Here is a 21,967-nt window from a genome sequence, read left to right as displayed (position 1 = left end):
GTGTAAGCGCTCCACCCCGCACGCCTAGCCGCGCGCGCCTGTCTCGATCATCACGGCGGCTTCGGGCGGGTGTGCCACGGCGCGCAGTGCGGCGGCGCGCACCAGCACCTCGGGCGGTGACTGCTCCTCGGGTGTGGTGAACAATCCGGCGCGGCGCAGTGCCAGACCGACGCGGCGCGAGGACGTCAATCGCACGATCGGAATCGATCCCACGAGGCCCACGATCATCGGCGACATCCACAACGCGAGACCCGGCGACATCATCCAGGCGCCCACGCCCATGATCACGCCGAGCAGCGTGGTCCCTCGATAGTTGCGCCACAGGTCGCCCCAGGTCTGACGCCCGTCGTCACGCTGCTGCGCGTCCCAGCCCGAGTCGCGGCCCGCCAGAACCTCGGCCACTCCGCGCGACTGCACGTACATCGTGATCGGCGCCATCAATGCGGCGAGGACGTTCTCGATCAGCAGGCTCACGAGCCCGCGCCATGCACCGCCGACGCCACGTCGCATGCGCGCATCGGCCAGCGTCGCGATATAGCCCAGGATCTTGGGCGCGAACAGCATCGCCATCGTCAGCACGAACACCCCGAGGAAGCGGCCGTCGTCGATCGCCATCCAGTACGCGGCAGGCGAAAGACCATCGTTGAACGCGCCGTGCTGCAAGGGCACGGCCAGTCCGATCAGCACCAGCATCGCCCACAACGGCGCGGTGAGGTAATGGCCGATGCCGATCAGCAGATGCCAGCGGCTCACCCAGTGCAGGCCACGCGCCGGCAGTACACCGCCGTGCTGCAGATTTCCCTGGCACCAGCGCCGGTCGCGCACCAGCATGTCGGTCAGCGTCGGCGGACCTTCCTCATAGCTGCCCTCGAGCGTCGGAATCATGTGCAGCGCCCAGCCGCCGCGGCGCAGCAGGGCGGCCTCCACGAAATCGTGGCTCAGCACTGCGCCGCGGAACGGCGTGGTGCCGTCCAGTTCGGGCAGACCACCATGCGCGGCGAAGGCCGCCGTGCGGATCAGCGCGTTGTGCCCCCAGTAGTTGCTCTCCGCGCCGTGCCACCAGGCAACGCCGTGCGCGATCACCGGGCCGTACATCCGGCCGGAGAACTCCTGCATGCGCGCGAACACGGTCGCGCCGTTGACGATGACCGGGAGTGTCTGCACCAGCGCGACGTCGTCGTTCGCTTCCATTGCCGCCGCGAGTCGCACCAGCGTGTCGCCGGTCATCAGGCTGTCGGCATCGAGGATCAGAAACTGCGGATAACCGCCGCCCCAGCGCCGCACCCAGTCGGCGATATTGCCGGCCTTGCGCTCGTGGTTGTCCTCGCGCAGCCGGTAATAGAGCCGTGCTTGTGGCATCGTCGCGCGCAGCCGTTCGAATGCGACAACCTCGCGCTGCTGGATGTCCGCATCGCGCGTGTCGCTGAGCACGAACAGATCGAAATGGTCGCCGCGCCCGGTCGCCTGGAGGGATTCGACAATCGCCTGCAATCCGGCGAGCAGGCGCTCGGGATCCTCGTTGTAGGTCGGCATCAACAGCGCCGTGCGCACGGTGAGCGTGGGCAATGGCGCCTGTGGATCGATACCGAGCCGCGCCGGCCGCTTCATCAGCGCGAGCACGAAGCCTGCGAGCGAGCTCGCGAAGGACTGCACGATCCACGCGAACAGCGGGACGAAGACCAGCAGCATCAAGGCCTCAAGCAGGTCGATCCCGCCGATGCGCAACAGCCACCAGATCTGGTACGTCGCGAAGATGGTCAGTACCGCGGCCGTCGACACGATAAAAGCGCGGCGCCAAAACATGCCTGTAGGCGCACTGGGCAACGGGCGCGTGGCCAGTCTGCCTTCGCGGAGGGATTGGACCGGCATCTGCAGCGGCGATGTGTCCGGCATCCGGCGGTGGTCGAGGGCGCTCATGCACTCCACCGGTAGATCCAGGTCTCGGACACAGCAGCACCCTCGCGGTGCAGGCGCGCGCGCAGTTCGCTGCTCGTGCGCCCCTCTGGCATGAACTCGAAGCCGACGCGCCAGCCACCGCCCGGCCGCGCATGCACGACCGGATTGGCGATGCGCCCGCTGTTCGCGGCCACCTCGACCTGGGGCAATTCGCTGCCAATGTCGCCGTCGAAATCGATGACGATCAATCGGATCGAACGGTCCTCGCCCGGGCGCGCGCCGATACGGGTTGCCGCCACATGTGCGAGCTCGGGCTTCCACAGCTTGGTGTCCGTCCAGTGCAGCCGGTAGCGCCACCGGCTCTCGCTGCCGGCCTTCAATGGCTCGGCAGGTCGCCAGAACGCAACGATGTTGTCCTGGTACTCGTCGGCCGTCGGAATTTCCACCAGATGCACTTCGCCGCTGCCCCAGTCGTCGAGCGGTTCGACCCACGCAGAAGGACGCCTCTCATAGCCTGCCTCGGCGTCCTCGAAATCGTCGAATCCACGCTTGCGCTGCATCAGTCCGAACCCGCGCGGCGTCCTGTCCTGGAACCCGCTGTGCTGGATCGACGATGGATTGTGCAGCGGTCGCCAGACCTGCTCATCGGTGCCGGTCAGCAGACCGAGGCCGTCGGAGTCGTGCACCGAAGGCCGGTAGTCGTCGATGCCGGTGCGATCGGCGGCATCGAACTGGTACATGCTGGTCAGCGGCGCGATGCCGGCGTGGTCGAGATCCACGCGTGGGAACAGACGCGCATCGACATCAAATATGGTGTCTGCGCCCGGCTGGATCCGGAAGCGATAGGCGCCCGATACGCTCGGGCTGTCCAGCAGTGCATCGATCGTCATGGTATCGCTGCCGGCTTCGGGACTGTGCAACCAGAACGCGCGGAATACCGGAAACTCTTCCGGCGCCGGATCGCCACTGCCGAGTGCGAGTCCCCGCGCCGACAGGCCATACGCAAGGCCCTTGCCCACTGCGCGGAAATAGCTCGCGCCCAGGAAGACGCACAGTTCGTCGAAATACGCACGGCTGTTCAACGGCGCGTGCAGACGGAAGCCGGCAAAGCCGAGGGTGTCGCCCAGCGCGGGCGTCGGATTCGGGCTGTAGTCGAACAGCGATGTCGAAAACGGTAGCTCGCGCGCCTGCCCCCCCTCGACGACATGTATCTCGATGCGCGGTTTGAACAGGAAGCCGCGATGAAAAAACTGGGCCTGAAAATCGACACCCGGCCGATCACGCCACAGCGCCTTGTCGGCGCGGTAGCGGAAGTCGCGGTACTGGTCGTAATTCGCACCAGCGAGCGCCGGCGGCATTGTCGTATCGGGAGGTATGTATGCCTCGGCCGCCAGCGCACGGGCAAGCTGCAGCACCGTGTCGGCATCGAATGAAGCGGGGGCTGCCCGCGCGGCAGCCGCAGCCAGCGCCGGCCACCATCCAGTCAACATCGGCGCTGCGATGGCAGTCTTCAGAACATCACGTCGTCGCACCGAAAGCCCACCAGATCGTATTCAGGTATCAATCAATGTAGCGGTGCGGGTGTAAGGATGTTGCGAAACGCACACACCGCACGTGTGCGCAGCATCAAGCCCCCTCAGTCAGGTTTTCGGTGCCATGAACGGTCTAGCAGCTTGGGAACGAGGGAGGCTTCCAACCATCACACAGCCTCTGGAGGGCCTGAGAATCTCTGCGTCTGCAAAACTGGTGCTGTCAGACTGAGCTGCGCCGCACCACCGCCCTCAATTCGCTGACACCAATCTGGAGATGGTGGCCCACCAGCAATCACATTCATCCCCCAAGAGGTTGTTAGGGAAGAACTTAATCTAGGCGCCCGGCTGCTCTTACTCGCATCGTTACTCACATTCCCCGAACAGGGACTGGATTCGAAGCCTGACGATCGATGTGAGTGGAAGAGCAATGGTCCCTCCTTGTACAGGAAAGTACTATCCCGCCTTCTTCATCGCCCAGCGCTTGAGACTCACCTCGGCGGGGCGTGGCGACAACTGGACGGGGGAAGTAGCCAATGGCCGCCAAACGGAAGCCTGGACGCGATGGCGTCAAGTATTGGCGAGCCGTCGATGCGATCGAGGCGTTGAGCAGCGCCTCGCTGGTCGAGGTCGAGGAGTGGGACCGGTCGCACTACCCTCACGACCCGCTGGGCAACGCCCGCGCCGACTTGGAGCTCTTCACGGTCAACTCCCCCAGCCGAATCCATTACAACTACTCGCGCACGAACTGGCGCAGCGACCAGTACCACCCGCACGACCGCTTGTTCAAGCTGGTCGATCCCGGCCCGCCGCGGCGCACCCGCTATGTGTTGTTCAAACCGGCGGACCACGGGCACGTGGACCTGCAAAAGGGCGGCGACGGAAAGTGGAAAGTCATGCCCCTGCTCATGGACGACCAGGCGCGGGTGGAGGCAGACGCGCAGGCAGAGGCGTTCACCTCTCCAGTGGACAGCGACCACGACGCCCGCGTGTGGGCGATGCGCGCCGTGACCCAGCGCCGCGGCCAGCCGTTGTTCCGCGCCAAGCTGCTGGACGCCTACGGTGGTCGCTGCGCCATCACAGGATGCTCGGCGCTGGAGGTGCTGGAAGCCGCGCACGTGCTGCCTTACAAGGGCGCGCATACGAACCGGTTGGACAACGGCCTGTTGCTGCGCGCCGACCTCCACACGCTCTTTGATTGCCATCTACTGTGGATCACCCCCGTGCATACGGTGGCCTTGGCACCGTCCCTCCTCACCACCGACTATGCTGCCTTGCAGGGTAAGGAGCTGATTCTGCCCGCTTCAACGACCTACCGCCCTAACCCGGCTCACTTGGCCGATCACGCGGCACGGTGCCAGGCTCGCCGTTCGGGACCATAAGCCGATGCGACTGTTCGACCTGCTCAAGGTCTGGGAGCCCGCGTTCGACCCACCGAAGGCCAAAATCCACTTGGCGCGTTACAACGGCAACGAGCGGCCGCTGGACGTGTTCCTGGAAGGGACCTTCGACTGGTGGCAGCGCTGGCAGACGAAGCGCAACTTCCAACGCGAGTTCGTCGTGTCGCTGGTCAACACGGGCTCCCCCACGCGCTGGCTCTACGCTGGACTATTCCGATCCATCGACTATGCGGAAGAAGCCGACCCGAAGCCCCACTACTTCTACACCCTTGAGCGGGTGCACTCCTGCGAGGCGTGGGTCGGCCGCCTCTATCTGGAAAGCGTCTACACGGGGCGGCCTCCTACCTCCGCGGCGAGACTTTGGCCAACGATCTCACTGTGGCCGAACTGCTACCCGAGCGACTGTCGATCGCAGACTTTCCAGGCTTCAAGGCGGTGAACCTCACCAAGGCGCAGCTGGACATTGTGGTGCGCAACCAGTCCGCCTCCTGGCGCGCGGCCCTGTCGTCGGTGAAGGGGGTCTACGTCATCACCGACACGGCCACCGGCCGGCTCTACGTCGGCAAGGCATCGGGCGCCAGCGGCATCTGGGGGCGCTGGTGCGCGTACGCAGCCAACGGGCACGGCGGCAACGTCGCCCTGCGCCAAGAATTCGGCATCGCGGCAACAGAAGAGCGCCGGCACGCCTTGCGCTTTGCCGTCCTAGAAATCGCTGACCTGTCGGCCACCGAAGCCGACATTTGCGAACGCGAAAGCCATTGGAAGTCTGTTCTGCTCTCGCGAGACCACGGCCTCAACCGGAACTAAGAAAGCACCGCGCTTTCATCACCCAGAATCTTGAACTAGACACGCCAGTCGGATCCAGGCAAGGCGCCGAGTAAGAGCCGCGCCCGGGTGATTTAGACTTAACGTCATGAACGCGCCCAAACACAGAAATCAAATGTCGCGCTACGACTTCAAACATAGTGAAGATGTCGGAAGCCTTCGCGATCTCATCGCAGATCTCAATGTCGAACATCCAAAGAAAAATGGCGAACCGATCACGGTCAAGAGTCTCGAAAGAACACTTTCGTTCATCAAGCAGTCCATTGGCGTCGATCTAGCCAGCTCGGATCGGGAACTTCCTGTTTCGACGCTAAAGACGATCAAGATGCTCTACCTTGAGGACGCCAATTGCGAAACGAACTTGTTCCTCCTACTCGCGCCGCCCAAGGGGAGTGACGAAGCGACGATGGAGTTCAGCACCGTCACCACCATCCCGCGCGACAAGAATGCGCCCGTGCTCATCAGCTCGATGGTGAAACGCCTGTCCTTCGATATTGATCCAGAGAAGCTAAAGCTCTTCTCTCGGATGCTGGGTGACAAGGAGATGCACTCTACCGCGGAGAAGCTGCTCCTCCACGCCGAACATGCCGCTGACGAAGTGACTCACATCCTAACCAGCGGGGTCGTGGGCGATGACCGACAACTGGCCAGTGCGTACAGAACGCTGTCCGCCCTGATGGACTCAATCTTCGTCAAGCGCACGCAAGAATTAGCCACTTCTTCAAGTGAATCCGCTTTCGTTTACTTGGAGACCTTGGCATTCCGTCATTTTGTGCAACATTATCCGAAGCATCTCGAAGAGACACGAATTGGACACGAGATCGGGGACATCTGCGACGCGGCGCATAAGCTATGTCAACTCGCCGGTAAAGGCCGCCACTCTCAACTGAGCCCCTTCGACCGGGTCTTCTCCGTCAACAACTTCCATCATTTCGTCTTTGGATGGCCCAAGGAAGTCACATCTCTGGTCGAGCTTGCAACTGGTTTCGAAACCACAACGAGACAGCTGAAAGCCCATATCGTCAGGGTTAAAGCACTATTGACCTCGTATGGATATCGCTCATTCGATAGCACCGACGCCGACGCCAAGATTCTGTCCGTTTATGACATCGTTGCCGCACTTTGTTCGTTCCGATATCTACAGGTAGCTGGCAGTGACTACAAGCCTTACTGGCCTGGACAGGTCGATCAAGGAAAGGACCCGCAACGACTCTTCGACAAAGGACGTAGGAAGAACGACCCTCACCAGCACCAAGGCGTGATCCAGATCTATCTCAATCGGCTCTACGAGTTCCAGGCAGCATTCACTGGAACAAGTGAAAGCTATCAGGCATGGATGCAGTACCAGGTGTCCCGTCTGGATGCGTACCTGCGCATCATCCAGCTCAACGACATCATCGCCGTTGTCACTGGCCTGATGGGCATCAACTTCCTTTGCTTGGACAAGGCCAAGGACATCGTGATCGAGCAATCGGACATGAATCGGTAAATATTTACTCCATCACCCTCATCTATATGGAGATGGAACCAGCAGTCCGATGACACAGACAGATCACTGAGCTGATGCATCGGATAGGAGAAGGAAGAGCACGCGCACTTACCTTTTCTTCCAAGACAACCAAGATCGGGCTGCAACCCGTCTCCACGACAGCTAGCAGGAGCGCTCCTGCCAGCTCTTGTTTATCTATGGAGAAAGGGTGATACACCAATGGCAAGCTTCCACTACAGCATCAAGAGCGGCAAGAAGGGCAGTGCACGCAGACACGCTACGTACATCGATCGCCAAGGTTCGTACAGCACGCGGGGAGACTTGATCCACTCCAGCTACGGAAACATGCCGGACTGGACCGCCGGCGATCCTAACCTGTTCTGGAGCATGGCCGACCGGCATGAACGATCCAACGGTGCGGCCTATCGCGAGCATGAGATTGCTCTGCCGAACGAACTAACAGTGGCGCAACTGATCGACCTTGTTGAGAGACTGGTTCGTAGCTTGATCGGAAACAAGCCGTACCAGTACGCGATCCATGCACCGGAGGGAAAACTGGGAGGTATTCAGAACCCCCATGTCCACCTGATGTGCTCGGACCGGATCCCAGATGGAATCGACCGCACACCGGACCGGATGTTTGCCCGCTATAACGCGAATCGGCCAAGGGCAGGCGGTTGCCGCAAAGACAGCGGGGGCAAGAGCCCAATGGAGTTGCGGCAGCAGGTGACCGCGAGCCGCAAGCTTGTCGCAGACACGGAGAACGAAGTGCTTGCCGAATACGGGCACAAAGCCCGTGTCGATCACCGCAGTCTGCGTGATCAAGGCGTGCAGCGGCGTGCTGAACGCCACTTGGGGCAGCGCTTAATCGAGGGCATGGCTGACGTTGAGAAGGCTTTGTATGTTGAATGCAGGATCGGTTCGGCAGCAGCGGCATGATGCGTTCAAAGACCCACCGCTATCCCTGAGACGCGATTCTGCGACAAAGTCGCAGAATCGCTTGGCATACTGCCTCCCCCGATGGAAATAAAGCCCCGACTCAAGTCGGGGCTATGGTCCGCTCCGCTTGGCAACTCCTACAAGGCCATGGGGACCTCATTAAAAAAGGCGTTGTTCAACTGCAGATAGGCCCTCTTGTCCAGATAGCCTGTCGTCACCCGCAATGCCTCCTTAGCCTGCAGCAGGTCTAGAGCGGCGTTCAACCGGGTGCCGTTGCGTACCGGACCATTGCGCAATACATGGTTCTTCGGAACGTACGTGTCGGACGCAGGCCCCTGCCAGATGCGGGCGCTGAGGTAGGATGCTATCGCCTGCGCATCCACCATTTGCTGGGGTGCTACGAACTGCGGTGAGAAGATGTATTTATACTCTTCGGCATGCCAACGAACGATGGCAAATGCACGTTCCAGTGTGTCGAGCGTAATATCCCCAAGTTCGCCACTGAAGTAGTGCATGGCTGCCGCGAGCCGGGCGAGGATCTCCATCACCTTAGAGGCGAAGTCATTGATGTCGCTGAGGTACTCACCCTCTCGCAACATCCACTCTGTTTGTCCTGCCAATTCAATCCAGCGCGCTTTGGCATCGAATGTAAACCCGATGATTTTGCGTTCGACCTTGCCCGATTCAATCATGGCGCAGTACTCCGCCAGCAGAATTCGGACGCGCGCATGAAAGATCGACAGGTGTTCCCACACCGGCTCACTCGCGAAGACCTCGCGATAACCCATCGTCGAACGCGGCCAGCCGACCAAGTACCGCGCCCAATGTCCGCTGCCCCTGGCGATCGATCCGCGCTTCTCCAAGAAGGCTTTAAGCGGCGCGTGCTGCGTCATGATGCTCATCGAGACGCGAGGATTCATTGCCAACAGATACTCGTGCTCTGCACGATCCCGCGGCAGCACTTCGGGCGAGTCCCACAGGCGATTGAGCAGTCCCAAGTTGCCCATGGCTTCACTCTTGAAGAGCATGTGGCCTTCGTCGGTCGTGATCGCGATCGATTCGCCGTCACCCTGCAAGGCCTCCATGACAGCTTTGGCGGTAATGTCTTCGCGCAGAAAATAGCGAAGACGGGGCTCGCCAGGCTTCAGTCGATTGTGCTCAAGCAGCAGGGCCTCGAGTTCAGCAGTCGGCTTGCACTTGCTCGCCGCTGTGCTAATCGCGCGACGCATCCCTTTCGACTTCGCCTCCCACGATCCCAGTTCAGCCCGGTACTGATCCGTATTCAGCTTATGGCTTGCCGCTGCTTGCCTGTCCGCTTCGCGAAACGGAGCGAGCAAAAGCGACGCCACCGTCGACTTGCGTTCCCCCGATTCAGCCACAAGCAGCAAGTTCTGTGTAACGGGGCGCACGTGCCCGGTCGGCAGCCTCACATCAATCAGTCCTTGACAGGACATCGAGATCGCATTGACAAGCGCCATGCCGATCAGCGCATCCGGTGCCTGTACGTTACGGACAAGCTCGTGCCCGGCATCACGCACAACCACGAGAAACTCATCCAGCGGATACTTCGGTGGCAGCCTGGTAAACATTCCGGACATCACTCACCCTCCATGATGTCCGTACAGGCAGCGATCGTTGGCTGCCCGCAGGCCGCACATGCCAACACATCGCCCGACGTCTCGCGGCGCTCACGTTCCGCGTTCAGAAACTTGCGGAACTGGGCGAGATTCAGATCATGCTTGTAGGCAGCATTGAACTGGTCCATCAGCTTGCGCTTGCGCATCCGTTGTGCAAGGTGCCTTTCGAACAGCGGATAGGCCTCCTTGAAGTCGATCTCGAGCTTGCTCTTGCCGCCAGTCAGCTCCTGCTGCAAGGCCAGTTCAAGTTCCTGCAGCGGGTTGCTCGCACCTGGCCAGGTTTCAGTGATGATGCTCATGATCAGTTGCCCTCCTGCTGGGTGCGGAACTTGGAGGCGCGGCCTTCGATCCACGCGATCGCTTCGTGGGACCAATAAAACTTGGGAGACCGGTCACTCTCGTAGAGCGGGACGCCCTTCGGGAATTCCGGATCGGTCTTCATCAGCTCGTACGCCTTGCTCTTGCTGACGGAGAGCATCTTGAGAAGGTCCTTGAGGCGCAGGATCGGGCCATCCGGCCAGCCGGTGGTGACCCCATCCGCACGCGTGGCTTCATGGGTAGGCTGATTACAGTCCGCGTTCGACGACGGACGGTTCGTGTGGTGTTCCATGTTGGATTCCTTTTGATTTGGGTCGTGATAGGAAGGAATCCGGCCGGAGTTCCTGGCTGGATGGGATCCAGCTGCGGAGCATTGAAGCCCATGGCGAAACGGAAACCGATGGAGAAAAAATCAAGGTTTCTGCAAACGCCTCTTTCCCGCTACCAATCAACGCTGGTCACGGAACGATCGGCCGCGGAATCAAGCACATACGCGAACGGGGAGCCATTGCTTCCCGTTCTGTCACTGCCCACGCGATCCGTTCTCCGGCCGTGACGCAGTCGTGGTTGGCCCCACCCCAACCCCCATCGCTACCAATCAGCAGAGGTCCGGGGCGATACGCTTCGTCACCCGTGGCGGCAGCTTGGCCGTCTTCGCCGTCAACCGGTCTAGAAAATTGGCGTCGTCAGTCGGGTGCGAACGGTCTGCTTCAGAAGCCGGGCGATTCGGCTACACGGTCAAATGCGAGAGCCACTCGACTTGCTGTCAGTGAAGCATCCGCGCACTGCCGCTGGCAGCACCGGCAAACAGATAGGCGAACACGGCGTCGCGCTTGCTCACCACCTCGTCTTCGGAATAGCCCATGTCGGCGATTCCGCTGTCCCACAGATGGTTCTCGATCTCGTGACGCAACTGCGCCTGCTTCGCTGCCATGTCGCGCAGGTGGCCCATCAGCAGATTGCGCTCCTCCAGCTTGGCTAGCAGCTCGACGGCCGCCCTCTTAACGGCCTCGCGATCCTTCCGGCTGAGTGACTTCTTCCGTAACAGGTCGAACACGGCGAGTTGCTGCTCGGTCCCCAGGCCTTCGCGCTGGAAGCGCCTGGCCTCGTCATCCAACTCGTCATGGTGAGCGAACAGTTCCGCCATCACCCTCTGGATCTCGGCCTCGTCCTTGTCAGTGTTGTACTCGGCAACTATGCGCTGGAACTTCTCGTACAGATCCACCCGTGTCGGGTTCTCCGCCAGCATGGCCTTCAGTCGCTCCTCGATCTTCTCCATGAGGTTCAGCGCGACCAAGTTCTTCTGCTTGATGTTCTGGAATTCCGCCCGTAACCGGTCGAAGTCGATGGTGCTCAGGTCGAACTGCGCGGGCGCCTTGCTGGCCCCCTGCTCAAGACCAATGCCCAGGTCGACTACGTCATAGAAGCCTTGCAGCAGCTTGGTGATATCCGGCGACGTGCGCGCCGCCTGCAGCTTGTTGTAGATGGCGTTGAGGGCGCTCTCTTGCTCGTCATAGGCGAACAGGCCGGGATTCGGGAACAGGCCGCGATACTTTGCCGCAACGTCCTCCACGATCACCATAAAGGTCTTGCGCCGCTCATTGCTGGCCGCCAGCAGATCGCAGGCCTCCAAGATCTTCTCGCCCTTGTCCATGCCCTGGGCGACGATTAGGTCCTGCAGCTCGAAGCCAAGGTCCGCCAGGAACTCGGCCGCATGCTCGATGCTCGCGGCATACTCGGCAATCCCTTCGGCGTCGTCTTCCAGATAGCCGGGGTCCTCGCCTTCGCCAACTTCCAGCTTGCCGTCGCGGTCGCCCTGGGCGAACGTCGCCAACGCCTTCCGCAGGCTCTTGATCATGCCGTTGTAGTCGATGATCAGGCCGTTGGCCTTGCCCCCGCCAACGCGGTTCACCCGGGCAATCGCCTGCATCAGGGTGTGGCCCTGCATCGGCTTGTCCAGGTAAAGGGTGGCCAGCGACTTCACGTCGAAGCCGGTCAGCCACATCGCGCAGACGATGGCGACCCGGAACGGGTTCTCGGCCTTCTTGAACTCCTGCTCCAGGTTGCGCGAGGTCATCTTGGCCCGATGCGGCGCAATGTCGAGCGGCTCACCCCGATGGTTGGTCCACTTCCTGAACTCTTCCACCTCGCCCTGCTCGCTGGACACCACCACGCAGAACTCGGTTTCGCGCATCCACTCTAGGCGTTCGCGCTTTTGCTGCAGGATCCTGGGCAGGGGACGCTGCGGATACTTGGCATTGAAGGTCGCCTCATCGGCGAGCAGCTCCGCTTCCAGCTTGTCGCCCAACGCCTTCCACTTGTCTGCGATCAGGTCGTACATCTTCACGCAGGTGATCTTGTCGATGCAGACCATCAGCGCCTTGCTGTTGCCACCGGAAACGGCATTGCGGCGCTGCGAGTAGTGCTTGACGAAATCCTCGGCCACCGCGTCCAGGCGCGTGGGCGAGGTAAAGATGGTGTACTCCCTGGCCAGCTTCCGGTAGAGCTTGTCTTCCTTCTCGTCCGTCCACGGGTCTTCCGCCGTGGAGTCGAGTCTGGCTTCCTCGATGTAGCGGGTGATCTTCTCGTTCAGATCGTCATCAACGATCTTCAGCTTCTCACCGTGGTTCTCGTACTTCAGCGGCAGGGTCGCGCCATCAGCGACCGCACGCTGGAAGTCGTAGACAGAGACGTAGCCGCCAAACACTTCGCGGGTCAGTTGTCTCTCCGCCGCTTCGATCAGCGGGGTGCCTGTGAAGCCGATGAACTTGGCATTGGGCAATCCCTTGCGCATGTTCAGGGCCAGGCGTCCGTACTGGCTGCGATGCGCCTCGTCGCTGATCACGATGATGTCGTCGCGCTCCGAATAAGGCTCCGTCACGCGCTCGCGGTACTTCTGGATCAGGGTGAACACATGGCTGCGGTTGCTGTCGCGAAGCATGGCGCGCAGGCTCGCCCCGCTCTGGGCTTGGTCATCTTTGGCATTTGCGCGCCCGCAATGGGTGTAGGTGCCGGCGATCTGGTCATCCAGCTCGCTGCGATCAGTGACGACAACAAATGTGTAGCCCGCCGACACCCTGCGCCGGATCTTCTCGCTCAGGAATACGATGGAGTACGACTTGCCCGAACCCTGGGTATGCCAGAACACGCCGAGCTGACCTTTCGCCAGCTCCGCTTTCACCTTGTCATCGTCCGACTGCAGGCGCGCAATGACGCGATTCACCCCCAGATACTGGTGATTGCGGGCCACGATCTTGGCGGCGCCGCCTTCGCTGGTGTCGAACAGGATGAAGTTCTCGACGATGTCCAGCAGCCGCGCCCTGTCCATCATTCCGCGCAGCAGCAGCGGAAGCTGCATAGTGCTCTTTCCCGGCTCCGGATCGTCCTCGTCCAGACGCTTCCACTGGTAGTGGTGCTCGGGCGTGGCCGTGATGCTGGCGTACCTGGCGATGTGACCATTGGAGAACACCACGAACTGGTTCCAATGGAACAACTGCTCGACGCTGCCCTCGATGGCGGCCTGCTTGCCAGATTCATCGGTGCCGCGATAGTCGCGGTAGTTCTTCTTGTAGGCCTCGTTGTGGTCCACGTCGAAGCGCTTGAGTTCGACGAACACCAGCGGAAGGCCGTTGACGAAGCCCACCAGGTCGGCGCGGCGCAAGTAGTTCCTCCCGCGCACCCACAGTTCGCGCACGGCCTTGAAGCTGTTGTTGTCGGGCTCGCTGAAATCCACCACGCGCAGGCGGCGTTCCACGCTTCGCCCGGCGCCGTCCTTGAACCGAACCAGCGCACCGTTGCGCAACAGCTCGTACTTGTCTTGGTTGATGGCGACCAGGGTCTTGGCATGATCGTGGGCGGTCGCCTGGTCGATGGCCTGCTGGTAGGCCTCTTCGGGCAGACCGGGATTGAGCCGCTCCAGCGCGGCGCGCAGGTCGGGCTTAAGCACCGTCTCGGTGAAGTTGCTACGGCCGGTGAGATGCGGCCTGTCCTCGGTCTCGGTCTGGGCGTGGATCGACGACCAGCCAAGCTCACCCAGAATTGCGGCGGCATTCTTCTGGATCATCCCGTCTTCGCTGTAATCCCCCCGTGCGTTCATCGCCTTACGCTTCGCTGAAGTCGAAGCCGCACTGGCGGTGATGGCGCAGCGTCAGCAGATGGATGCAGTCCTGATGGATGGCATATAGCGCCAGGTATTTTTCCAGAATGTACTCGCGCAGCTCGATGTCATCGCCCAGTAGGTCGCGCACGGCTGTCCAAGCAGCGAGCACTTCGGGCGCTTCAGGGTTGTGCGCGATGAATTCGCGCCCGATGCGGGGCGCGTGAGCCAAGCCCTTGGGCAAGGCGTCATAGGCGTCGTCCAGCAGCTCCTGCGCCGCGGCATCCGCGCAAACGCCGATCAGGTACGCCACAGCCTCGTCCAGTCGGCGCTCGTAGACTGCACCCAGGACGACCTGCATGCGTCAGACGTCCGTCTTGCGTGCGGCCCTGGCCGCGTCCAGCCGGGTCTGCGACCGCACCCTGGCCTCCTCCACCGGGATGCCGGGCTTGCCCGCGCGAATGGCCTGCAAACCGGCGGCCACGTCGTTCAGCAGGCCAAGTTGGGAGTTGGCCCGTGCCAGCGTTTCGCGCTCCAGCCGGTGGTAGTTGTCCAGCTTGCGGGCGTCCACCAGCGCCACATAGCTCTCGCCGTTGCGAGTGATGATCTTTTTGTGGCCGGCGCGGACTTCATCGGCCAGCCCGGTCAGGTCGGCGCGGGCCTTGTTGAAGGGCACGATGTCCTGCGAGGTGATGGGCATGGCGAGACTCCGGGCGTTCGTGCACGTAAACAGTAATGCATTCGTTGATGTCTCGAAAACCTATCCGCCTGGCTAAGCCGCTTCAGGCTGCGGCAGGGGGACGCCGGAGACGTCCAGTTGTCCGCTCATCAGCTTGGGGAGCAGGGCATCACGGGCTTTGACCAGCACGCTGTTCTGACTAGCCAGCTGCTCGATCTGAGTGAACGAACCGCCCACCATCTCCGCGAACTGGGCCAGCAAACTCTGTGGTGGTAACAGCACCTCGAACTGTGAGAGCGCTTTCGTGTTCACCCGCTGACGGCCGTCGGAACCCGACATGCTACGAATCGCGTGCTCGCGAAAGCTATCTTCGCGTGCCATGCAGTAGACCCACCATGGATTGACCTTGGCACTGCGGAGAACTATGAACTCGGTCGATCCACTGGCGACCGCATCATCACTATCCAGAAACTGGACGAACCCGGTCTTTCCATTCTCGATGCAAGGGGTGATACGCGCCAGCAACGTGTCACCGTTCCTGAACTTCGCCCCGCCACTGATGACTCGCGACGAGCGCTCTCCAACCACCATTGACCTTTCGGACAATGCGGCCATCTCGACGAATGGGCGTTCGATGCCCTTCTCGAACGGTGTTCTCGGATTTATGTGTACAACTTCGGAGAAAACAGTTCTTGCCCACCCATCCGGCACACCACCTACCACAGTGGCGGCCTCATGGCCGGAAAAACGCAGGTGCACGAACCACTCTCGATACAGGCGGCGGGCGGCGTCCTCCAGAAGAGCGATGCGGCGCCGATTAGTGCCGATGAGATCGTCGTAGGCGGACAGCACTGCAGCGATTCTTCGCTGCTCTCCCAACGACGGGACAAAAATCTCGAATCCCGGGAAATTCGTCAACGGAATCCGATCAACCGTCGCGCCCGTCATCGTTTTTGCTTCAATCTGCGCCCGCCATCTCGGCGCGAAGAAGTAGTAGAACAGATAGCGATAGTCGATTTTTTCTGGATCCGGGCGTATCAATGCGGTTCTACGACCCAAGGTGAAGCTCATGCCATCGGGAATGATGGCGTACCTGTTCAAAGTTGCTTCATAGGTAAAAACGATGTCATTAGCCTGCGGCGTCACGCGACGATTCCATCTCGGAAGATCGCGATCGGCAACCCACCGAGCAGTGGCTAGGTCAATTCTGCCATCTGCCGAAATGTTAGGAATTCCAAGGAAAACCGCTGCACCGTCTTGATGAAGCTCTGGCGTTGCATGTGGGCCGTCGTAAACGCCAATAGCAATGTCTCGAATCGTTCGTACACTGCCACTCACGCGAACAGCTCCTCGAAATTCTCGCTGATGGTCAGCGCAAGCTCGGATGCCTTCTCGTTCAACTCCGCCAGCTCGTCATGGATTGCCTGCATGCGCTCGGCGAACCCTTCTTCGTCATCCTCGGCGACCACCGCTACACCGACATAGCGCCCCGGCGTGAGCGACCAGTCGTTCTGCCCGATGCGCTCACGGGTGACGGCCGCGCAGAGGCCCGGCACATCCACGAAGACGCCGTCGGGAAATCTCGAAAGCAACCAGTGCCCCTGGGCGATGAAGTAGCCGGATTGCTTGAGCGCCTCCAACGCCAAGTCGCGAACCGTGGCCTCTTCGTTCCGATTCCGGTCGGCGGCCAGCAAGGCGCGCCTAGCTTCTCGAATGGCCTTGGCATCGAAGGCCTCGCTCTTGCGCCCGCGCAGCTCCTTCTCGGCCTTGTCCAGCAGCTTCAGCCATTGCTTGTGCCGGGCCTCAAGCTGCCGGGCCATGGCCTTCAGTTGCGGCGCAAGGTCTTCCAGCGCGGCTTGCGCGACCTTCACGCTGGCAAGCTTGTCCGGCCGAGCCTTCGCAACGACCTTGCGTGCGAGCGTCACCGCCGCCTCAAGGTCTGCGACAGCTTGCCCGGTGTCCTTGCCGTCCTCTCGAGCCGCGTCAAGCCCTGCCTTGAAGGCCGCCAGCGTCGCTTCATCGAGCCGGGCCTCGTCGTCCACACCATCATTGAGCTCGGCCAGCGTCGCCCCTTTGCCGAACACGGTCAGATGCCGGGCCAGCGCCTCGATGGCCGCCGTGTCGTCGGCCAGCCGCTGAGGCAGTCGCGTCAACCAGCCGACCGCATGCTGCTGATGGCTGGCCACCAGCGCTGCAAACCTGTCGCCCTCCCCCCGATACAGCCACACCACCGCGTTGAGGTTGGCGAGCTGTTCCTCGGTAAAGACATGCGAACGCGCGGAGACGACCGTATAGACGTTGCGTGCATCCAGCATCAGCACCGTGTCCCTGCGCGGCTCCGGCTTGCCCTTGTCGAAGAACCACAGCGTGCATGGCAGGCTGCGGGTGTAGAAGAACTTGTTGCCGATGGCGACCATCACGTCCACGTCGCCGGTCCTGACCAGCTTCTCGCGGATCTCCTTGTCCTTGTTGCCGGCGTCCGATGCGCTGGACGCCATCACGAACCCGGCGCGGCCGGTCGGGTTCAGGTAGGAATGGAAGTACTGGATCCACAGGCTGTTGGCATTGGAGATCGCACCAGTCTTGGAGTTCAGGCCTGGCAAGCCGAACGGCAGGCGGCCATCGGGTGCGACCTGGCGTTCGACCTTCTTGGTCTCCACGCCATCCACGTTGAACGGTGGATTGGCCATGACGAAGTCGCACTCGCCAATCAGCGGTTCAATCTGGTCGTAGAAGGTATTGCCCTGGCGGATGTTGCTGGCATCCAGGCCGTGCACCGCCAGGTTCATGCGCGCCAGCTTGGTGTTGGTGTCGCTCTTTTCCTGCCCGTGGAACACCACGCCGGAGTCCAGCGGATCCTGCCCGTGGCTTTCGATGAAATGGCCGGACTGCACGAACATGCCCGCCGATCCGCAGGCCGGGTCGAGCACGAGGCCGTGGTCGGGTTCGATGATGTTGACAATCATCCGCACCAGGGATGGTGGGGTGAAGAACTCACCGCCCTCCTGGGCGCCGGTCATGGCGAACTTGTTGAGGAAGTACTCGTAGATGCGCCCGAACACGTCGCCGGTGGCGTTGCGGATCGCCTCCCCGTCGAAGACCTTGATGAGCCGCGCCAGCAGTTCCGGTTCGAACGCGGGGAAGCCGCGCGGCAACGCACCTCGCAGGACTTCATGCTCGGCTTCGATGCTGTCCATGGCCGCATCGATGGCTTCTCCCACGCCGGGGCCGGCCGGCAGGGCGGCAATGTGCTCGAAGCGCGCCGCTTCCGGCAGGTAGATCGCGGCCTTGCCCTGGAATCCGAGCTTGATGAGGGCCTCCCGCCGCGACGCGGGAACCTTCGGGCCGATTCCGGCGGTGATCTCGGGCAGGTAGGCGTTGAAGCGGTTGCTGGCGTGGCGCAGGAAGATCAGCCCCAGGACCGGCATCGAGTACTCGCTGGCGGTGAGCTTGGAGTTGGCGCGCAGGTCGTCTGCCGATTGCCACAGGTCGCTTTCGAGTTGCTGGATGTTCATGGGGTAGTTCATTCCTTGTCCGCCGATTGCGCTTCGGCAAAAAGTTCTTTCCAGAAGTCCTCTGCAATCCCGGCTTGCTCATCGTGCAAACTCTCGATCTGCCATTGCAGCTCTTTCTCTTGTTCGAGGATTTCGACTGCGGCCTCAGTCAATGGCGCGTTGAGCGCAAAGACCTTGAGCTTGCGCAGCGTGCTGATGGACATCATCGGGATGGTCGCACCGGTCTTGATGCCGTCCAGCACCTGCTGGCCCATCTTCGACCGCAACCACAAGCCCAGGCCACGGAGGTCCACACCCGGCTTTGACCCCCGCAGGACCACGAACGACTGTCCGGCAATCCAGCCACCTTCCCCGGGTGGCGGCACGTTGTCTGGCACGATGCCAATCTTGCCCACGGTGCCTTTCACGACCAACAGCAGATCATGCGGCCGCAGGAAGATATCCATTACATCGCCGGAACGCTTGGCGGCCAGTTGCACTCTGACACTCTTGTCGGGGGTCCGGATGTAGCCGGCGCTGGGCAGATCGACAGCCCCGACCTCGAGAACATCGACTCCTTCTGACGCATCCACTCCGCGGTCCCTGTTGGGTATTGGAATGAGGATGCGAACCACATCTTCCAGTGTTTCGGTGGGCAGGGTTTCCATCCGCGCTTGCGCTTCACGCTGCTCGTCTGGAATGACGTAGCGACCGACATCCAGCGTGGCATCGTTGTCGAAAATGGCGTCCAGGCTGACGACTTGCGTATACGAGTCCTCTTCTTGACGTCCAGCAGCCGCTTGGATGTCAGATTCGACGCGCAACTGCCTGCAGAAGTCCAGAATTAGGCCGGTATTCTGGAGCGCAACCCGCCCCTTGCCCATCGACGCACGGAAGTGCGGCAACGATGCATCGACGAATCCGACGCGCCGGTGGCGCGCCTGCGTGTTCAACACCAGCATGGATGTTCCCAGCCCGCTGGGCTGGAAGATGCCATTGGGCAGCGCAATGACCGCCTCGACCCAGCCTTGCTTCAACAGGTATTCGCGAACGTCCCGATCCTTGCCCGAGCTGAAGAGAAAGCCATTAGGTACAACGATTGCGGCAATGCCACGTGTCTGCGCTGCAATGTGCTGCACCATCAGACCTGTCACGCTGGCCTTGACCACAGGAAAGCGGCTGTAGATGTCCTGCATCACCACGTCATCGACGCCGCCGGCCATGCCCATCGGTGGAATCGAAAGAGTTGCGTCAAATCTTTCCAGGTGTCCGCCATGAACTGCTGCAGGCGCACGCAGCGGATCGTTTGGCGCAACGCCTGTAGGCGCTGCACGAAACACGGCCAGCAATGCCGCAACTTGCGATCCGAGATGTGCTTCAGCATGGACGCGCAGGTCAGGCTGATCCATCAGCACCCCGACAAGCTGGCCGCTAGTCTCCCAAGGCAAGTAGGCCGCACGCGTAGTCTCGCCGACCGCTACATCTTTCATCAGACGCGCCAGTTCGACGGGCACCTCGAAGCCCCCGAAAGTGCCACCGACCAGGTCACCGGCGACATCGACCGGCGAGAACCTCTCGAATACACCGCCGTCCACCAGATACTTCACCGTTCTCAGCGCAGCGAAGACCGCATCATTTGCCTGCTCGACGTAGCGACTGACATTGAAAAACGCCATTCCCAGCGCGCCGGGTTGCCAGAACAGTTTCTTCAGAGCGCTCAACAGACCCTCGACGCCTCCCTGAGCCAAGGCGGTATCAAGCGTGACACTGGACTCAAGCCTGCCCTTTGCCGACAGATGCGCCCACGTGAGCAACTGGAACGCCAGCAACTTGGACTCGTCGACGCTGAGAGAGGTGCTGCGGAAGTGCTCCATCACCTGGAACAGGACCTGTCCGGAATTGTCTTTGGACATGGTCACTGGCTCCTGCCCGCATAGTTGTACGTGGTGATCTGGGCATCGCCCTCGGCAACGACCACCAAGCCGCCCTTGTCCACGATCTTCATCAGGGTGCGAAGCGCTTCGCGAAGCTGCTCCGACTTCTTGCGGCTCAGGACCACCTTGCTGCCCTCGTTGTCGCCGTACCCCAAAACCAGATCGATCATCGCCTGGCTGATGCCCCGCTGGCCCATCCGCTGCCGAAAGTGCTTCGTCTTATGCATTTGCAGTGCCCTCCTCTTTTGAGCGTAGGTTGCACCGAAGAAGGACGTAGTTCAATTGCTGATATGCAGTAATTGTCTAATGTTGTTACCTAAGTTTACTTTTTGTTCAGTTTTGTCGCTAGGCTGGCCTGACCACAGCACTCTATCCCATTGAAAAAAAAGAGAAACGAGAAGCAGAGGCGTCTGCTTTCACCTCTAAACGCGCGGAAACGGCCCCATTCCCACTGCCGCCGCAGGCGTGAAGCCCGACGGCGGCAGCGGCAGGACCTCGCATTCCCCAATGGGGGCGGGCAGTTTCCGGATGACCCGGGCGCTCTCCAGTCGGTCAATGAAGTCGTTGACGGCGGAGTAGAAGTTCGGAATCCGATCATTTTCCTCGTCGGTGAACACCCAGTAGGCCAGCTGCCTCTTGGGAAATCCCGCGCGTTGGGCCTCGGCTCGGTTGGCGTACTGGGTGACGAATAGCCTGTACAGCGCCCGCTCCGGATAGAAGCTCCTGCGCACCCAGGCGGCAACATCCTTCTGGTTGAAGCGATCACCGGGAGCCCGCTGTGCCACGAAATGAGCATGGGCCAGAAGCTGCCACAGAGCCGGATCAACCCCGAAGATCCAGGCATCTACATGGGCGCGCAGGCAGGCGGAGCGGACCTCGCGCTCCTGGCGGGCCTGGGCAGCCTTGATCATGTCGTCCCGTAGTTGGGCGATCTCACCGTTCCTCGCCGCAACCTGCTCGTCCAGCTCCTGCTTGGAGGCCTGCCACTCCACAACCGCCGCGGGGCACGAGATCCAGCGGCGATTGGCAGCGTCATCCAGCACCGCATGCTGGAAGGCCGTCGGGTCGTGGGGAATGTCCCGGTGCAGCTGGGAAAGGTCTATCTCGATCATCCTCCGACCGTGCGCCTGGACCCGCGCCGCCTTGACGTCGCCAACGGCATGGGTCACACGGATTTCAATCAGGAGCTCGCCAACCTCATCCAGGGCAACGACGTCGGGCTTGTAGCTTCCAAACGATCGCTCGATCTCGACATCGCGCAGCTGCGTGCTGTGGGCCGGATGGTCGACCCGGCGTCCTGAGTGGAGCCGCCCATCGTCGTCACGCGTATGCGGCGGGTTGGGCATGTCGAACAGATCACCGACCCAGGCCGGCGTCGTCAGCCGCTGATGGTCGGCAATCAGCTGCTTGGCCCGCTGGTGGATGCCAGTCTCGCGACCGGTGTGGCAGCCAGTGTCTGTCAGGTGAGCGAAGTGTGGACGCTTGCGCCGGCTCTCCTGAGCCTTGGCGGACAAGGGGGCATGACACCCCGGGCAGATGCAGCCGCAGGCCTTGCCCCTGGGCACCTCGTTCGGTGCCCAGACTCGGCCCTCTTTCAGACCAAATGGGACGCGAAAACCACCGCGTCGAGCCAGTAGATCGCCTGATGGATTGCGCAGCGTGAACTGCTCTGGGATGGTGTCCATGATGCTTTCCTTGATCGGAGGGAAAGCAAAATTTCGCGGCAAGCCA

Annotated in this window: 18 protein-coding genes; 5 read left to right on the top strand and 13 right to left on the bottom strand. The window is 61.4% G+C overall.

Annotated features, from left to right (window positions below; genetic code table 11):
* Nucleotides 1-24: 24 nt before the first annotated feature.
* Nucleotides 25-1,917: a glucans biosynthesis glucosyltransferase MdoH gene (mdoH, locus tag AC3IRM_RS02420; protein WP_489204699.1), complete on the bottom strand. Its 1,893-nt coding sequence runs from the start codon at nt 1,915-1,917 to the stop codon at nt 25-27.
* A complete protein-coding gene (locus AC3IRM_RS02415) occupies nt 1,914-3,386 on the bottom strand; it encodes an OpgD/OpgG family glucan biosynthesis protein (RefSeq protein ID WP_489204698.1) in 1,473 nt (490 codons plus the stop codon). The genes mdoH and AC3IRM_RS02415 overlap by 4 nt, the downstream gene beginning before the upstream one ends.
* Before the next feature lie 575 nt (nt 3,387-3,961).
* Between AC3IRM_RS02415 and AC3IRM_RS02410 the strand changes: the two genes are divergently transcribed.
* From AC3IRM_RS02410 to AC3IRM_RS02390, 5 genes are all read left to right on the top strand, one after another.
* The gene (locus AC3IRM_RS02410) at nt 3,962-4,807 is read left to right on the top strand and encodes an HNH endonuclease (RefSeq protein ID WP_489204697.1); all 846 of its coding nucleotides are present in this window, start codon (nt 3,962-3,964) and stop codon (nt 4,805-4,807) included.
* A gap of 4 nt (nt 4,808-4,811) precedes the next feature.
* Entirely contained in the window at nt 4,812-5,264 is a 453-nt protein-coding gene (locus AC3IRM_RS02405) for a hypothetical protein (protein WP_489204696.1), read from the top strand.
* Nucleotides 5,261-5,632, top strand: a complete 372-nt coding sequence (locus tag AC3IRM_RS02400; protein WP_489204695.1) for a GIY-YIG nuclease family protein — start codon at nt 5,261-5,263, stop codon at nt 5,630-5,632. Before AC3IRM_RS02405 ends, AC3IRM_RS02400 begins: the two co-directional genes overlap by 4 nt.
* Before the next feature lie 106 nt (nt 5,633-5,738).
* Nucleotides 5,739-7,139, top strand: a complete 1,401-nt coding sequence (locus AC3IRM_RS02395) for a hypothetical protein (protein ID WP_489204694.1) — start codon at nt 5,739-5,741, stop codon at nt 7,137-7,139.
* Nucleotides 7,140-7,358: 219 nt separating this feature from the next.
* Nucleotides 7,359-8,078 carry a MobA/MobL family protein gene (locus AC3IRM_RS02390; RefSeq protein ID WP_489204693.1) on the top strand — a complete coding sequence of 240 codons (720 nt, stop codon included), beginning with the start codon at nt 7,359-7,361 and terminating at the stop codon, nt 8,076-8,078.
* Between the two features lie 137 nt (nt 8,079-8,215).
* Here the strand turns inward: AC3IRM_RS02390 and AC3IRM_RS02385 are convergent, their stop codons facing one another.
* From AC3IRM_RS02385 to AC3IRM_RS02335, 11 genes are all read right to left on the bottom strand, one after another.
* Nucleotides 8,216-9,676: a YfjI family protein gene (locus AC3IRM_RS02385; RefSeq protein WP_489204692.1), complete on the bottom strand. Its 1,461-nt coding sequence runs from the start codon at nt 9,674-9,676 to the stop codon at nt 8,216-8,218.
* Nucleotides 9,676-10,014 (bottom strand): hypothetical protein, encoded by a 339-nt coding sequence (locus AC3IRM_RS02380; protein ID WP_489204691.1) that lies wholly within the window; start codon nt 10,012-10,014, stop codon nt 9,676-9,678. Before AC3IRM_RS02380 ends, AC3IRM_RS02385 begins: the two co-directional genes overlap by 1 nt.
* A gap of 2 nt (nt 10,015-10,016) precedes the next feature.
* Entirely contained in the window at nt 10,017-10,325 is a 309-nt protein-coding gene (locus AC3IRM_RS02375; protein WP_489204690.1) for a helix-turn-helix transcriptional regulator, read from the bottom strand.
* A gap of 474 nt (nt 10,326-10,799) precedes the next feature.
* Nucleotides 10,800-14,096, bottom strand: a complete 3,297-nt coding sequence (locus AC3IRM_RS02370; RefSeq protein WP_489204689.1) for a type I restriction endonuclease subunit R — start codon at nt 14,094-14,096, stop codon at nt 10,800-10,802.
* A gap of 37 nt (nt 14,097-14,133) precedes the next feature.
* Nucleotides 14,134-14,490, bottom strand: coding sequence for a hypothetical protein (locus AC3IRM_RS02365; RefSeq protein WP_489204688.1), 357 nt, complete (start codon nt 14,488-14,490; stop codon nt 14,134-14,136).
* Between the two features lie 3 nt (nt 14,491-14,493).
* Nucleotides 14,494-14,829, bottom strand: coding sequence for a type II toxin-antitoxin system prevent-host-death family antitoxin (locus AC3IRM_RS02360; RefSeq protein WP_489204687.1), 336 nt, complete (start codon nt 14,827-14,829; stop codon nt 14,494-14,496).
* Between the two features lie 72 nt (nt 14,830-14,901).
* Nucleotides 14,902-15,954 carry a restriction endonuclease subunit S gene (locus tag AC3IRM_RS02355; RefSeq protein WP_489204686.1) on the bottom strand — a complete coding sequence of 351 codons (1,053 nt, stop codon included), beginning with the start codon at nt 15,952-15,954 and terminating at the stop codon, nt 14,902-14,904.
* Nucleotides 15,955-16,142: 188 nt separating this feature from the next.
* Nucleotides 16,143-18,323 carry an N-6 DNA methylase gene (locus AC3IRM_RS02350; RefSeq protein WP_489204685.1) on the bottom strand — a complete coding sequence of 727 codons (2,181 nt, stop codon included), beginning with the start codon at nt 18,321-18,323 and terminating at the stop codon, nt 16,143-16,145.
* Between the two features lie 8 nt (nt 18,324-18,331).
* Nucleotides 18,332-20,215, bottom strand: coding sequence for an N-6 DNA methylase (locus AC3IRM_RS02345; protein WP_489204684.1), 1,884 nt, complete (start codon nt 20,213-20,215; stop codon nt 18,332-18,334).
* Between the two features lie 2 nt (nt 20,216-20,217).
* Nucleotides 20,218-20,463, bottom strand: coding sequence for a DUF4258 domain-containing protein (locus AC3IRM_RS02340; RefSeq protein WP_489204683.1), 246 nt, complete (start codon nt 20,461-20,463; stop codon nt 20,218-20,220).
* Between the two features lie 195 nt (nt 20,464-20,658).
* Complete coding sequence (locus tag AC3IRM_RS02335) at nt 20,659-21,921, bottom strand: hypothetical protein (protein WP_489204682.1); 1,263 nt, start codon at nt 21,919-21,921, stop codon at nt 20,659-20,661.
* Between the last annotated feature and the right edge of the window lie 46 nt (nt 21,922-21,967).

The sequence above is a fragment of the Luteimonas sp. KH_071 genome (assembly GCF_057838005.1).
Note: the sequence above shows the minus strand (reverse complement) of the source record. Positions and strands in the feature narration are given on the sequence as shown.